Genomic DNA, 13,126 nt, shown 5'->3' with positions numbered 1-13,126 from the left:
CTCGCGCACGAGCCGGGCCTCACCGCCCAATCAGCATGGCACCAAAACAGATTGGTGCAGATCGCTGCATCGATGCAGATTGATGGCCATCAGCCCTGGAAGCGGAGATCCGCAGCGCACCCGCCGCATTCACAACCACCACTTCGACAGCCGTCGCTGGGATCATGTCGCGCTCCGCGATGACGACATCGTCATCGCCAGCCCCTACAAGAGCGGCACCACCTGGTTGCAAGCCATCGTGGCCCACCTGGTGTTTGACGGTGAACTGGCGGCCCCTCTGGCCGACCTCTCGCCCTGGCTGGAAGCCAATTACCACGATCTCGACGCTTTGGTGCTGACGCTGGAGCAGCAACGCCACCGCCGTTTCATCAAAAGCCACCTACCCTCGATGCCCTGCCATGGGATCCCCGGCGGCGTTTTCTCTACATCGCCCGCGATGGAGGGGATGTGGCGATGTCGCTTTGGAATCACTACCTGAACTGGAGCGATCAGGCCCATGCCCTGGTCAACCAGGTGCCCAACGAACGGGGCGAGACCTTCCCCCTTCCCCCGGCAGACGTGCAGACCTTCTTTGATCGCTGGTTGCACAACGGTTGGCTGGACTGGGAGAAGGATGGCTGGCCTTTCTGGTCGTTCTTTCACAACGTGCAGTCGTGGTGGGATCACCACCATCAAGCCAACATCCTGCTGCTGCACTACAGCGACCTCAAGGCCGATCTGCCGGCCCAGATCGCCAGGATTGCCAGCTTTCTCGGCATGGAGATCGATGCTCCGCGGCTCGAAACTGTGGCGGCCGCGGTTGCCTTTGATGCCATGCGACTCCACAGCGATCGCTACGTGCCCTGCGGGGGACGTCTCTGGAAAGGCGGCGCCACCACATTCCTCTACCGCGGCAGCAACGGCCGCTGGCGGGGCGTCCTGCGTCCGGAACAGCTCGAGGCCTACGACCGGGTCAGCCGGGAAGCCCTCAGCCCGGCCTGTCACAGCTGGCTGCATGGCGTCGACAGGGAATCGTCGCTAGCACTTGAGTGGTGCTAACAGACCACAATGGTGACGGAGGAAGCCCTTGAGGCCCTCGATCTGCTGATCTGGCTTGGGAATGGCACCCATGCCAGTGAGCTCGCTCATTGCAACCAGAGCACCGTGTCGCGTCGGGTGCAGCAGACCCTGGCCACCTTCAACCTCAAACTGCGCCGCGTCTCAGAAGCCTGGCAAGCGACGGGCGACCCACTGCTGCTCCGCCTAGAGCGGCAGCTGCACCAACGCGGCCGGTTTCTGGGACGGCAAGCCCTGCGCCTGCAGGCTCCTTACTGGAGCTCCGATGCCCTGTTCAACAACCTGCCTCCCCACTGGATCAGCAACCCCTTCAGCTCCTTGGGCTCCGCCCACCACTGCCTGGACCTGCTCGAGCAACGGGTGGTTGACGCCTGCCTGGCCACCCTGCCAGAACGGCCGGCCAGCGATGACACCCGATTTGCCTGCTTTGACCTGTTCCACTCTCCGATCCATCTGGTCACGCGCCCTTCAGCACGGGTGAGCCGAATCACCCAGCCCAGCAGGGCTGAGATCGGCACCCATTGCCACATCGACACCTTCCCCTTCAACCCTCGCCCCCAGAAGCAGTTCATCCGCGGCTTCTATGACCACCATTTCCGGCCTGCTCGCACCCGCAGAGGCACGCGACACCCCGACACGGATCCTGTTTATTTCGCCAACAGCCTCATGCTCAAAGCCCTGGCCGACAAAATTGACGTCGTCCGCGTCAAGGTGGCCGTATCGTCTCACTACGTGGAAAGCCTGGTGGTGTTGCACGAACACCGGGATGAGCCGGCTGTTGCCCAACTGGTTGAGCTGCTCCGCCGGCAGATCCTCGAACTGTCACGCTCCGAATCACAGCTCATCGCCATCCACTGACCCCATGCACGCCCTGTCCCTACCCACATGGTGGATCCATGTCACCTCGGTGCTCGAGTGGGTGGTGGCGATGGTGGCGATCCAACGGCTGGGCGTTGCCCGCCGGGAAGAGGGGTGGCGCTGGCTGAGCCTGGGCATGCTGCCGGCCCTGGTGAGTGCCATGGCCGCCTGCACATGGCACCTGTTCGACAACAGCCCCGAGCTGCAAGGCCTTGTGGTGCTGCAGGCCGGGCTCACCACCCTCGGCAACGGCACCCTGGCCCTGGCGGCCTGGAACCTGCTGCGTCAACAGCGGCAGGCAGCGCCATGAGCGGCCCGCTCAGCTGGCTGGCCGGGATCGATCCCACGCCGCTGTTTGTGCTGTCGCTGCTCCCCTACCTGGCCTTTCTGTGGTGGGCGGGGCGGATCGAAGGCTTCCCAAAGCTGGCCCTGCGCGGCTTCCAGTTCACCCTGGTGTTTGTGGCGGTCACCATCGGTGCCGCCGTGATCGCCCAGCTGCGCTATGGCGCCCTGCTCGCCAACGTGGATCCTCTCCACGGGGGCGCCGAATCCCTGCTCACCGTTTCCAACCTGCTGGTGGTGCTCGGCTTTAGCGGTGTGGGCGCCGCGGTCACCACACGGCCCCAGAAGAGAGGGGAATGAACAAGTCTTAAGCAGGGGGATGCAATGCCAACGGTGCCCGGAAGATGGGGCGTCGGCACTTGCTCCATGATCACTCCGCTTCTGGCCCTGGCCCCCGCCACGATCACCTGGTCGCCCAAGGTGGCGCTGGTGATGATCGTCTGCAATGTGATCGCCATTGCAATCGGCAAGGCCACGATCAAGCACCCCAACGTGGGCCTGCAGCTGCCCAGCCCCAGCCTGTTTGGCGGCTTCGGCCACGGAGCCATGCTCGGAACCCTGAGCCTGGGTCACATCCTCGGCATGGGCGCCATCCTCGGCCTGGCCTCCCGCGGCGTGGTTTGAATCGTCAGCCTGGTTTGAAGTCTGGCGTTCAACGCCAGCCCAGCAGATAGGGCAAGGCTTTGAGCCCGTAGCGCTCAAAGCGGTAGTCGAACAGCAGGGCGGAGAGATCCTCCGCCCGTTTTGTTTGCAATCCCGCCAGCAGTCGCTCCAGGCGTCGGTCGGCTTGCGCATGGGCCAGGCCCAGCCAGGTGCGCCGGGCCAACCGGCCACTCAGGCTCCAGCGCCAACCCAGCTCCCGGCGCAGCAGCATCGGGTAGCGATCGAGCGGCGTGGCTGTATCACCGCGCTGGCCTCCACCATCGCCCCACACCTGCAGCAGCAACGGTGCCAGCACCCGGGCACTGGCCAGGGCGTGGCGGATCCCTTCACCGCCCAACAGGTTGGCGGTGCTCACAGCGTCGCCCAGGCCGATCAGCGGCCCCTGGCGGTGCGCTTCCCGGCGCCGCAGCGTGCTGCGGATGCGGCCGCCATGGCGATCGAGCACCACAGCTCCCGCCAGGCCGCTGCGCTGCAGCAACTTCTGCAACTCCTGCCCAAGCGGTGGTTGGGGCCGATGGCCGTCGTGCAAGCGGCACACCCCCACCTTGAGCTGGCCCGGGCCCATCGGAAACACCCAGCCATACCCCTGCTGCACCCAGTCGCTGCCGAGGAAAAAACTGAGCCGATCCGCCCAGGCGGCGTAGGCATCGGAACTCACCTGCAGCAACCACTCCACCCCCAGCCCCGCCACCAGCGGATCGCCCGGGCAGCTGCTGGGCTCGCCAATCAGGGCGCGGCTCTCACCACTGGCATCCACCAGCCAACGGCTGCGGATGGCGCGGCGGCCACCACGGCCATCCCGCACCCAGGTGCAGGCCCCCTCCCCATCGGGCTGCCAGCCCAGCGCCGTGACCCCGAGCTGCAGCCGGGCGCCCCAGCCCTGGGCCTGATCCGCCAGCCATTGGCGCAGGGCGCCGAAATCCAGCACGGCCCCCAGCGGCTGATCGGAACTCCACTGACGCCCCTGCGCTCCGGGGCCCACCAATTGCCAGCCGCTCCAGCGGGCCGCCACCACCGCAGACGGCAAGCCGTAGCGCTCCACCGCCGCCAAGGGCAGGGCCGCGCTGCTGAAGGCCGCCTGGCGGAGGTCGGCCAAGCGATCCACCAGCAACACATCCACCCCCGCCAGGGCCAGCAACCGGGCCAGCTCAGCTCCCGCCGGGCCGGCACCCACCACCAGCACCTCGCAGCGGTCGGGCTCATCCGTGGTGGAACGCTCGCTGAGGCTCAGACGGCAACGGGCTGACCGGCGGCCGCCAGATTGGTGGGGCGGGGAGAGCCGAAGCGCTCCAGGATGCGGTCGGCCATCTGGGGAGGGGTGAGGCCGAGGCTCTGCTTGCTCTGGTCGGGGCTGGCGTGGTCGACGAGCAGATCGGGAATGCCAATGCGCAGCACGGGCACAAGCACGTCGTGATCGACGAGGGTTTCCACCACCGCGGCACCGAAGCCACCCGCCAGGGCGCCCTCTTCGATGGTCACCACCTTGCCAATGCGCTGGGCCATCGGCAGGATCAGCGCCTCATCGAGGGGCCGCAGGAAGCGGGCGTTGATCACCGCAGCGCGGATGCCCTTCTCCTGCAGCAACCCAGCGGTGGCCATCGCCGGGGCCACCATGGCGCCGTAGGCCACGATCAGCAGGTCGTCGCCATCGGTAAGCAGCTCACCGCGGCCGATCTCCAGGGGTTCAAAGCCCTCTTCCGCAAGAGGCACGCCCTCGCCTTCGCCGCGGGGGATGCGCAAAGCGCAGGGGCCGCTGTGATGAATTGAGGTCACGAGCATGCGCTGCAACTCAGCCTCATCCTTGGGAGCCATCACGGTGAAGTTGGGGATGGCACGGAAGTAGCTGATGTCGTACTGGCCCTGGTGGGTGGGGCCGTCGGCACCCACGATCCCGGCCCGGTCCAGCACGAAGGTGACCGGCAGCTTCTGGATGCCCACGTCGTGGATGAGTTGGTCGAAGGCGCGTTGCAGGAAGGTGCTGTAAATCGCCACCACCGGCTTGAGGCCCTCGCAGGCCATGCCCGCAGCCATGGTGACGGCATGCTGCTCGGCGATGCCCACATCAAAATATTGATCGGGCAGGGCCTTCTCCAGCAGATCCAGACCGGTGCCCGTGGCCATGGCGGCGGTGATGCCCACCACGGTGGGGTCCTGTTCGCAGAGCTTCACCAGCGTTTGGCCGAACACCTTGCTGTAGCTCGGCGGTTTCGGCTTGCTGGAGGGATAGGCCTTGCCGGTGGCCAGATCAAAGGCGCTCTGGGCGTGGTAGCCCACCTGGTCGGCCTCGGCGTAGGCATAACCCTTGCCCTTGGTGGTGGCCACGTGCACCAGCACGGGACCCTCGGTGCGATGCGCCTGCTCGAAGGTGCGCACCATCCCGGCAATGTCGTGGCCATCGATCGGGCCGATGTAGGTGAAGCCCAGCTCCTCAAACACGGCACCCACCTTGGGCACCGCCAGGCGCTTCATGCTCTCCTTGAGCGTCTTGAGCTCGGTGGGGAGCTCGCCGTGCAGGAAGGGCAGGTGCTTGATCGCCTCCTCGGCGTTGCCCTGCAGAAACTGCAGCGGCGGGCTCAGCCGCATGCGGTTGAGGTAGGTGGAGAGGGCTCCCACCGGTGGACTGATCGACATGTCGTTGTCGTTCAGCACCACCAGCAGCTTGGTTTTGGGCAGGTGGCCGGCATGGTTGATGGCCTCGAGGGCCATGCCGCCGGTGAGGGCACCATCGCCGATCACGGCGACGCATTTAAAGACTTCGCCGCGGCGATCCCGTGCCAGGGCCATGCCCAGGGCGGCTGAAATCGAGGTGCTGGCGTGGCCGGCACCGAAGTGGTCGAAGCGACTTTCACAGCGCTTCAGATAGCCCGCCACGCCGCCCTTTTGGCGCAGGCTGTCGAAATCCTTGTAGCGGCCCGTCAACAACTTGTGGGGGTAGGCCTGGTGGCCCACATCCCACACCACTTTGTCGTGATCGAGATCGAGGGTTTGATACAGGGCCAGGGTGAGCTCCACCACCCCCAACCCTGGCCCCAGGTGACCACCGCTGGTGCTGACCACCTCCAGGTGGCGCTCCCGGACCTGGCGGCCAATGGCTTCAAGCTCAGCCGTGCTCAGGCCGTGCAGCTGATTCGGGTGATTCAGCTCGCTGAGATGCATGCACAACCCTGGAGGTGGGGTGCAATCTAGGCCTTGGATCCCGCCCAGCGGTGCGGATTGCGACACTGGTGCCATGAGCGAGGCTCCCCACAGCTATCTCCAGCGAATCCTGCGGGCGCGGGTGTACGACGTGGCGATCGAGTCGCCGCTCGATCCCGCACCCAATCTCTCGGCGCGCCTGCACAACCGGGTGCTGCTGAAGCGCGAAGACCTGCAGCCCGTGTTCAGCTTCAAGCTGCGGGGGGCCTACAACAAGATGGCGGGCCTCTCGCCGGCGGAGCTGGAGCGCGGCGTGATCGCCGCCAGCGCCGGCAACCACGCCCAGGGGGTGGCGCTGGGGGCCCAGAAGCTGGGCTGCAGGGCGGTGATTGTGATGCCGGTGACCACACCGGAGATGAAGGTCAAAGCGGTGGCCGCCCGCGGCGCCGAAGTGGTGCTGCACGGCGACAACTACGACGCAGCCTGCACCGAAGCCACCCGACTGGCCGCAGAGCGGGGGCTCACCTTCATCCACCCCTTCGACGATCCGGATGTGATCGCCGGGCAGGGCACGATCGGGCTGGAGATCCTGCGCCAGTGCTCCGCGCCACCGGATGTGATTTACGTGGCGGTGGGCGGTGGCGGCCTGATCGCCGGCATCGGCGCCTACGTCAAAACCCTGTGGCCCCAGGTGCAGATCGTGGGCGTCGAGCCAGTGGATGCCGATGCCATGACCCGCTCGCTGGCCGCCGGCGAGCGGGTGCAGCTCGACCAGGTGGGTCTGTTTGCCGATGGGGTGGCCGTGCGCCAGGTGGGAAAGCTGACCTTCGATCTGGCCCGCCAGACGGTGGATCGCATGGTGACCGTCGACACCGACGCCATCTGCGCCGCCATCAAGGACGTGTTCGAGGACACCCGCTCGATCCTGGAGCCGGCCGGCGCCCTGGCGGTGGCGGGCATGAAGCGGGATGTGCTGCAGCAGGGCCTGCATGGTCAGACGCTGGTGGCGGTGGCCTGCGGCGCCAACATGAACTTCGATCGGCTGCGCTTCGTGGCCGAACGCACCGAAATCGGCGAAGACCGCGAGGCGATGCTGGCGGTGGAGATCCCCGAGCAAACCGGCAGCCTGCGGCGCTTCTGTGGGGTGCTGGGCCAGCGCAGCCTCACCGAATTCAGCTACCGGCTGGCCGATCCCCGCGTCGCCCACATCTTCGTGGGGGTACAGACCAGCGGCAGCGACGACGAGCAGCAACTGATCCACGACGTGCAGGCCGCCGGATTCCCCTGCCTCGACCTCTCCAACAACGAATTGGCCAAGCTGCACCTACGCCACATGGTGGGCGGACGCCTGCCCGCCAGCGCCGGCCCCGCCCTGGAGCAGGGGGAGGAGTTGCTCTACCGCTTCGAGTTTCCCGAAAAACCCGGGGCCCTGATGGCGTTCGTCAACGCCTTGCACGCCAACTGGAACATCAGCATCTTTCACTACCGCAACCACGGCGCCGACGTGGGGCGGATCGTGGTGGGGGTGCAAGTGCCCCGCGGCGAACGGTCGCAGTGGCAGGCCTTCCTCAATGGCCTGGGCTACCAGCACTGGGATGAAAGCGACAACCCCGCCTACCGGCTGTTTCTCGGCCCCAGCAGCGCTCCCCTGCCAGCCCTGGCCTGAGCCCGAACACCTGCGGTACCGTGCCGCCATGCACACAGGCGCAGCGGCCACTGAGGCGATCCAGGGTCTGTCGCTGCCGGCCCGGATGGAGGCGATTCTCTATCTCAAGGGCCGACCCCTGAGCCTCGCTGAGCTGGCCGAGATTGCCGCCGTTGGTCGGGAAGAGGCGGAGCTGGGGCTGATCACCCTGATCACCGACTACGCCCACCGCGACACCGCGCTGGAAGTGCGCCAGGAGGGCAACCGCTACAGCCTGCAGCTGCGCGACGGCCTGGGCGACCTGGTGCAGAACCTGCTGCCGGTGGACCTCTCCACCGCTGCCCTGCGCACCCTGGCCACGATCGCGCTGAAGAAACGGATCCTGCAGTCGGATCTGGTGGAGCTGCGGGGTTCGGGTGCTTACGAGCACATCAAGGAGCTCCTGGCCCAGAACTTCATCGAGCGCAAGCGCCAGAGCGAGGGTCGCTCCTACTGGCTCACCCTGAGCGAGAAATTTCACCGCACCTTCGCCGTCAAGGCCGACGACCTGCAACCCCGTCCGAGGGCGGCCAAGGCCAAGGTGGTGGATCCCGAACCAGCTCTAGATCAGGCTGAGGATCAGGCTGGTAATAAGGCTCCAACTCAGGATGAAGCCTGGGACGAGGCTGCCTAGAGTTTCCCGATCGAGATTCCGCCAACGAGCACCCATGGACGCGCTGAGTTTTCTGCTGCAGGTGCTGGCCCAAACCCTCAGCATCTACACCGTGGTGCTGCTGGTGCGGGTGCTGCTCAGCTGGTTCCCCAACCTCGACTGGAGCAATCCGCTGCTCTCCACGGTGAGTTCGATCACCGACCCCTACCTCAATGCCTTCCGCGGCCTGATCCCGCCCCTGGGCGGCCTCGACCTGTCGGCGATTGTGGCCTTCATCGCCCTGCAACTGGTGCAGAGCCTGCTCGCAGGCGCCAGCGTGTCGGTGCTGAGCGCCGGTTACTGATCGGGCTCCGCGTTACTGATCGGCGAGAGCCTGCTCAAGCGGCAGCAATTCGTCGTCGATACCGGCGCGGGTGCGCACCGGGGCACTGAAACCACGCGCCTTGACGCTGCGGAAGCTGAGGGGCCCTGGTGTGCCCGCCGGCACCGACAGGCGCAGGGCAAAGCCGGAGCTGCCTGGGGGCACGTCGCCGATCGACCCCACGCGGGTGCGGTTCTGGAGCACCGGCTCGCCGCTGGAATCGACGATCAGAGCAAACACATCGGTGTCCACCACAGGTTTGCGGCCCGGATTCAGCACAGTGCCACGCAGGGCGTAGCAGCTGGCGCCGGAAGGGCGCCGCAACTCGGGTTGGGCGCCAACATCTTCGGCGGGACAGGGCTCGAGACTCACCTGCGAAACCTGCAGCTCGGCCGCCCAGGCAGGACCAGGCACAAGCAGCAACAACGCCACCAGAAAAGGAGCTAGCACGACTCTGATCACCGCGTATCCCCACTACCTGCAATCACGTTACGGGCGGCGCGGCTGGCCAGCTTGTCGAGATTGGCCTGGGCGATCTGATCGAGCTCCAGGCCCAGTTCGGTGGCGAGTTGCGCCACGTACCAGAGCACATCCCCCAGCTCCAGCTGCAGGGCGGCGATCACCTCGGGGGTGAACACGCCGTTCTGGTCGCGCATCACCTTCTTGACCTTGTCGGCCACCTCACCGGCCTCACCGCACAGCCCCAGGGTGGGATAGATGGGGTTGTCGCCGGCCTCGGGATAGAGGGCGGTGGCGCGGGAGCGCTGTTGGTAAGCCTGAAAGTCCAACTGCGGCAGCTCGTTGCAGGCCTGGATGGTAGTTTCCAGCTGTCTGATGGCGTGTTGATGCCCCAGCCCGATCTCATGCGTCGCACCAAGATCGTGGCCACGATCGGGCCCGCCACGGAATCTCCGGAACGCCTGCGCGAGTTGATTGCCGCCGGGGCTACCACCTTTCGCCTCAATTTCTCCCACGGGGACCACAGCGAGCACGCGGCTCGGATCGCCACGATCCGCCAGGTCTCCACCGAGCTGGGCATCGAGATCGGCATCCTCCAGGACCTGCAGGGTCCCAAGATCCGGCTGGGCCGCTTCGCCGACGGGCCCATCACCCTGGCCAAGGGTGATCCCTTCACGCTCACCTCGAGGGATGTGGCTTGCAATCAATCGATTGCCACAGTCACCTACGACAATCTCGCCGACGAGGTCGTGCCCGGCAGCCGCATCCTGCTGGATGACGGCCGGGTCGAAATGCTGGTCGAGCGCGTCGACAAGCCCGAGCAAACCCTGTTCTGCAGCGTCACCGTCGGTGGCGTGCTCTCCAACAACAAGGGCGTCAACTTTCCAGACGTGCAGCTCTCGATCCGGGCGCTTACCGAAAAAGACCGGATCGACCTGGCCTTTGGCCTGCAACACGGTGTCGATTGGGTGGCGCTCAGCTTCGTGCGCAACCCCTCGGACATGCGCGAGATCCGCGAGCTGATCCGCAGCCACGGACACAGCACGCCGGTGGTCGCCAAGATTGAAAAATTTGAGGCGATCGACCAGATCGACGACATCCTGCCCCTTTGCGACGGGGTAATGGTGGCCCGCGGTGATTTGGGCGTCGAGATGCCTGCCGAAGAGGTGCCGCTGCTGCAGAAGGAGCTGATCCGCAAAGCCAACAGCCTCGGCATCCCGGTGATCACCGCCACCCAGATGCTCGATTCGATGGTGAGCTGCCCCCGCCCCACCCGGGCCGAGGTGAGCGACGTCGCCAATGCCATCCTCGATGGCACCGACGCCGTGATGCTGTCCAACGAGAGCGCTGTGGGTGATTTCCCGGTGGAAGCGGTGGCCACCATGGCCACGATCGCCCGGCGCATCGAGCGTGATTACCCCCAGCGGGTGCTCGACAGCCACATGGCCACCACCATTCCCAACGCCATCTGCCAGGCGGTGAGCAGCATTGCCCGCCAGCTCAATGCCGCGGCAATCCTGCCCCTCACCAAGGGTGGCTCAACCGCCCGCAACGTCAGCAAGTTTCGGCCCAGCACGCCCATCCTGGCGATCACCAGCGAGGTGAAGGTGGCCCGCCAGCTGCAGCTCTGCTGGGGAGTGAATCCCCTGCTGGTGGCGGAACAAAGCTCCTCCACGAGCACCTTCAGCCTGGCCATGGGCATGGCCCGGGAGCTGGGCTTCCTGCAGGACGGCGACCTGGTGGTGCAAACCGCTGGCACCCTGTCTGGGGTGAGCGGCTCCACCGACTTCATCAAGGTCGGCATCGTGTCGGCCGTGCTGTCGAAGGGCACCGGCATCGGCAACGGCTCGGTGAGCGGGCGGGTTCGCCTCGTGGATAGCCCCGAGGCAGCAGCGGCGATCCAGTCGGGGGAGATCCTGGTGGTACGTGAAACCTCGGCTGATTACATCGAGGCGATTCGCAAAGCCAAGGCCGTGATTGCCGAAGCCGACGGCATGGAGAGCCACGCGGCCGTGATCGCCCAGCGCACCGGCGTTCCGGCGATTGTGGGCGTCGACAACGCCTTTGCCAGCCTGCGTCAGGGCGAGATCGTGACCCTGGATCTGCTCCGCGGGGAAGTGCATCGCGGCGCCCGCAGCCACAACGCGGACAGCGGAACCGCCATCGTTTAGGGCCCCAGCACGTGCCCATGGCTTCGAAATTGCCCGTCGGTGAAACCGTAGTCATGGCTCTGACCACCCTGCGGGCCAACCGGCTGCGCAGCCTGCTCACGATGCTCGGCATCGTGATCGGCAATGCCTCGGTGATCACCTTGGTGGGCGTGGGACGGGGAGCCCAGAACCTGGCCGAAGGCCAGCTCAGCAACCTCGGGGCCAATGTGTTGTTTGTGGTGCCGGGCAACAACGACACCCGGCGCCAGGGCATCGACTTCCCCAAAACCCTCGTGCTCGAAGACGCCGAGGCGATCGCCGAGCAAGTGCCCAGCGTCAAACGGGTGGCGCCCCAGATCACCCTGAGCGAGGTGATTCAAGCCGGCGGCATCAGCAGCACCGCCTCGGTATCGGGAGTGACACCCGAGTTTCTGCCGGTGCGTCAGTTTGAGGTGGCCCAGGGCCGTTTCTTCTCCGCCAGCGACCTCAGCAGCGCCCGCAACGTCACTGTGGTGGGGCCCGATCTGGGCGCCAAGATGTTTCCCGGCAAGGCGCCGGTGGGGCGCCAACTGCGCATCCGCAACCAGCTGTTCGAGGTGATCGGCGTGCTGGAGCCCAAGGGGGCGGTGTTTGGCCAAAACCAGGACGAAAACGCCTACGTGCCGCTCACGACGATGGTGAGCAAGCTCTCCGGCCGCGATCCCACCTACGGCGTCAACCTCAACTTCATCAGCGTCGAGGCCCGCGACGAACAGAGCACCGGAGCCGCGAGCTTTCAGATCACCAACCTGCTGCGCCAACGGCACCGGATCCTGCGGGAGGACGACTTCGCCGTGCGCTCCCAGAAGGACGCCCTGACAATCGTGAGCACGATCACCGGTGGACTCACCTTGATGCTGGCAGCCATCGGCGCCGTGTCGCTGCTGGTGGGCGGCATCGGCATCATGAACATCATGTTGGTGTCGGTGAGCGAGCGCACCGAGGAGATCGGTCTGCGTAAGGCCCTCGGCGCCCGCAGCGGCGACGTGCTGCTGCAGTTTCTGGTGGAGTCGCTGGTGCTGGCCAGCCTCGGCGGCGTGATCGGCAGCGCCGTGGGCATCGGCACGGTGGTCATGGTGGCCGCCGTTACGCCGTTGCCCGCCACGATCGGAGCCGCCACGGTGCTGGCCACGGTGGGGCTGTCGGGCTCGATCGGCCTGTTCTTCGGCGTGGTGCCGGCCCGCCGCGCCGCCCGGTTGGATCCAATCGTGGCCCTGCGCAGCCTCTGAGCCAGCCGGGCCAGACCCTCTTTGCTCCAGCCCAACCGGCCCGCAAAACCGAAGAAACTATTAAAAACCTAAAAACGTGGCGTTCGTCACCAAATCCGCACGTGAGGCGATGGCTTCATGGTGTGCCCTCACCAGAACTGGCCTTGACTCTGCTCTCGTGCGGCTACCGCAACACCAGGGATCGCATGGTGATCCTGCGCTGCGTCGGACCCGAGCAGTTTTTCCTCGAACGGGTGGTGTTTCCGTTTGAGCTCCTCAGCTTTCAATGCCCGCCACTAAGCGTGATCAAGATCTGGACCCATGGCCTCGGCGGTCCTGAACTGGTCGAAACAATCCAGGCCCAGGAGTTGCTGGTTGAGCCACCCAGCAGTCCTGCCCAGCTCGAAGCCCTCGCCGGTGCCAGCTTCAACGAGCTGCCCTGGGCGCAAGCAGGCTGAAGAAGGGTTCGATGGTGCACAGAGCGCCAGCCTGCCTCTGTTGAATTCGGCGTGAACAAGCACATCCAGGGAAGCTACAGCGGTCCGCAGCGCCGTTACA

General features: G+C 65.9%; 14 protein-coding genes and 1 pseudogene. 11 read left to right on the top strand and 4 right to left on the bottom strand.

From position 1 onward, the window contains the following. Positions 1–82: 82 nt before the first annotated feature. From CJZ78_RS14805 to psaK, 5 genes and pseudogenes are all read left to right on the top strand, one after another. Positions 83–1,038 (top strand): annotated as a pseudogene (locus CJZ78_RS14805) (sulfotransferase domain-containing protein). A gap of 9 nt (positions 1,039–1,047) precedes the next feature. Then, positions 1,048–1,914 carry a hypothetical protein gene (locus CJZ78_RS07545; RefSeq protein WP_094560291.1) on the top strand — a complete coding sequence of 289 codons (867 nt, stop codon included), beginning with the start codon at positions 1,048–1,050 and terminating at the stop codon, positions 1,912–1,914. Between the two features lie 4 nt (positions 1,915–1,918). Further along, on the top strand, positions 1,919–2,224 hold the full coding sequence (locus CJZ78_RS07540) for a DUF2499 domain-containing protein (RefSeq protein ID WP_094560290.1): 306 nt from the start codon (positions 1,919–1,921) through the stop codon (positions 2,222–2,224). Next, the gene (locus CJZ78_RS07535) at positions 2,221–2,556 is read left to right on the top strand and encodes a DUF3593 domain-containing protein (RefSeq protein WP_094560289.1); all 336 of its coding nucleotides are present in this window, start codon (positions 2,221–2,223) and stop codon (positions 2,554–2,556) included. Before CJZ78_RS07540 ends, CJZ78_RS07535 begins: the two co-directional genes overlap by 4 nt. 66 nt (positions 2,557–2,622) lie before the next feature. Next, positions 2,623–2,880, top strand: coding sequence for a photosystem I reaction center subunit PsaK (gene psaK / locus CJZ78_RS07530; RefSeq protein ID WP_094560288.1), 258 nt, complete (start codon positions 2,623–2,625; stop codon positions 2,878–2,880). Positions 2,881–2,908: 28 nt separating this feature from the next. Here psaK and CJZ78_RS07525 read toward each other — a convergent pair whose 3' ends face one another. Both CJZ78_RS07525 and dxs read right to left on the bottom strand, forming a co-directional pair. Next, positions 2,909–4,102 carry an NAD(P)/FAD-dependent oxidoreductase gene (locus tag CJZ78_RS07525; RefSeq protein ID WP_094560287.1) on the bottom strand — a complete coding sequence of 398 codons (1,194 nt, stop codon included), beginning with the start codon at positions 4,100–4,102 and terminating at the stop codon, positions 2,909–2,911. A 44-nt stretch (positions 4,103–4,146) separates the two neighbouring features. After that, positions 4,147–6,075: a 1-deoxy-D-xylulose-5-phosphate synthase gene (dxs, locus tag CJZ78_RS07520; protein WP_094560286.1), complete on the bottom strand. Its 1,929-nt coding sequence runs from the start codon at positions 6,073–6,075 to the stop codon at positions 4,147–4,149. A gap of 73 nt (positions 6,076–6,148) precedes the next feature. Between dxs and ilvA the strand changes: the two genes are divergently transcribed. Genes ilvA through CJZ78_RS07505 form a run of 3 tightly spaced genes read left to right on the top strand, consistent with a single transcriptional unit; the run spans position 6,149 to position 8,694 of the window. Further along, positions 6,149–7,720: a threonine ammonia-lyase, biosynthetic gene (gene ilvA, locus CJZ78_RS07515; RefSeq protein ID WP_094560285.1), complete on the top strand. Its 1,572-nt coding sequence runs from the start codon at positions 6,149–6,151 to the stop codon at positions 7,718–7,720. A 28-nt stretch (positions 7,721–7,748) separates the two neighbouring features. Further along, a complete protein-coding gene (scpB, locus tag CJZ78_RS07510; protein WP_094560284.1) occupies positions 7,749–8,372 on the top strand; it encodes an SMC-Scp complex subunit ScpB in 624 nt (207 codons plus the stop codon). Positions 8,373–8,406: 34 nt separating this feature from the next. Further along, complete coding sequence (locus tag CJZ78_RS07505; RefSeq protein WP_094560283.1) at positions 8,407–8,694, top strand: YggT family protein; 288 nt, start codon at positions 8,407–8,409, stop codon at positions 8,692–8,694. A gap of 12 nt (positions 8,695–8,706) precedes the next feature. Here the strand turns inward: CJZ78_RS07505 and CJZ78_RS07500 are convergent, their stop codons facing one another. Continuing rightward, entirely contained in the window at positions 8,707–9,162 is a 456-nt protein-coding gene (locus tag CJZ78_RS07500) for a hypothetical protein (RefSeq protein WP_094560282.1), read from the bottom strand. Positions 9,163–9,170: 8 nt separating this feature from the next. Next, positions 9,171–9,500 carry a nucleoside triphosphate pyrophosphohydrolase family protein gene (locus tag CJZ78_RS07495; protein WP_094560281.1) on the bottom strand — a complete coding sequence of 110 codons (330 nt, stop codon included), beginning with the start codon at positions 9,498–9,500 and terminating at the stop codon, positions 9,171–9,173. Between the two features lie 57 nt (positions 9,501–9,557). Between CJZ78_RS07495 and pyk the strand changes: the two genes are divergently transcribed. The 3 genes from pyk to CJZ78_RS07480 all read left to right on the top strand — a co-directional run bounded on the left by pyk (position 9,558) and on the right by CJZ78_RS07480 (position 13,026). Further along, the gene (gene pyk / locus CJZ78_RS07490) at positions 9,558–11,342 is read left to right on the top strand and encodes a pyruvate kinase (RefSeq protein ID WP_094560445.1); all 1,785 of its coding nucleotides are present in this window, start codon (positions 9,558–9,560) and stop codon (positions 11,340–11,342) included. A gap of 17 nt (positions 11,343–11,359) precedes the next feature. Further along, positions 11,360–12,589 (top strand): ABC transporter permease, encoded by a 1,230-nt coding sequence (locus CJZ78_RS07485; protein ID WP_094560280.1) that lies wholly within the window; start codon positions 11,360–11,362, stop codon positions 12,587–12,589. Between the two features lie 143 nt (positions 12,590–12,732). After that, positions 12,733–13,026, top strand: a complete 294-nt coding sequence (locus tag CJZ78_RS07480; protein WP_198953860.1) for a DUF1830 domain-containing protein — start codon at positions 12,733–12,735, stop codon at positions 13,024–13,026. Positions 13,027–13,126: the final 100 nt, after the last annotated feature.

This window comes from Synechococcus sp. 8F6, assembly GCF_002252665.1.
Taxonomy (GTDB): Bacteria; Cyanobacteriota; Cyanobacteriia; order PCC-6307; family Cyanobiaceae; genus Cyanobium_A.
This window is presented reverse-complemented; position numbering and strand designations above follow the sequence as displayed.

Excerpts from the sequence above, each read along its gene's own strand:
- CJZ78_RS07545 (WP_094560291.1), top strand. The coding sequence starts at position 1,048 with ATGGTGACGGAGGAAGCCCTTGAGGCCCTCGATCTGCTGATCTGGCTT.
- CJZ78_RS07540 (WP_094560290.1), top strand. The coding sequence starts at position 1,919 with ATGCACGCCCTGTCCCTACCCACATGGTGGATCCATGTCACCTCGGTG.
- CJZ78_RS07535 (WP_094560289.1), top strand. The coding sequence starts at position 2,221 with ATGAGCGGCCCGCTCAGCTGGCTGGCCGGGATCGATCCCACGCCGCTG.
- psaK (WP_094560288.1), top strand. The coding sequence starts at position 2,623 with ATGATCACTCCGCTTCTGGCCCTGGCCCCCGCCACGATCACCTGGTCG.
- dxs (WP_094560286.1), bottom strand. The coding sequence starts at position 6,075 with ATGCATCTCAGCGAGCTGAATCACCCGAATCAGCTGCACGGCCTGAGC.
- ilvA (WP_094560285.1), top strand. The coding sequence starts at position 6,149 with ATGAGCGAGGCTCCCCACAGCTATCTCCAGCGAATCCTGCGGGCGCGG.
- scpB (WP_094560284.1), top strand. The coding sequence starts at position 7,749 with ATGCACACAGGCGCAGCGGCCACTGAGGCGATCCAGGGTCTGTCGCTG.
- CJZ78_RS07505 (WP_094560283.1), top strand. The coding sequence starts at position 8,407 with ATGGACGCGCTGAGTTTTCTGCTGCAGGTGCTGGCCCAAACCCTCAGC.
- pyk (WP_094560445.1), top strand. The coding sequence starts at position 9,558 with ATGCCCCAGCCCGATCTCATGCGTCGCACCAAGATCGTGGCCACGATC.
- CJZ78_RS07485 (WP_094560280.1), top strand. The coding sequence starts at position 11,360 with ATGGCTTCGAAATTGCCCGTCGGTGAAACCGTAGTCATGGCTCTGACC.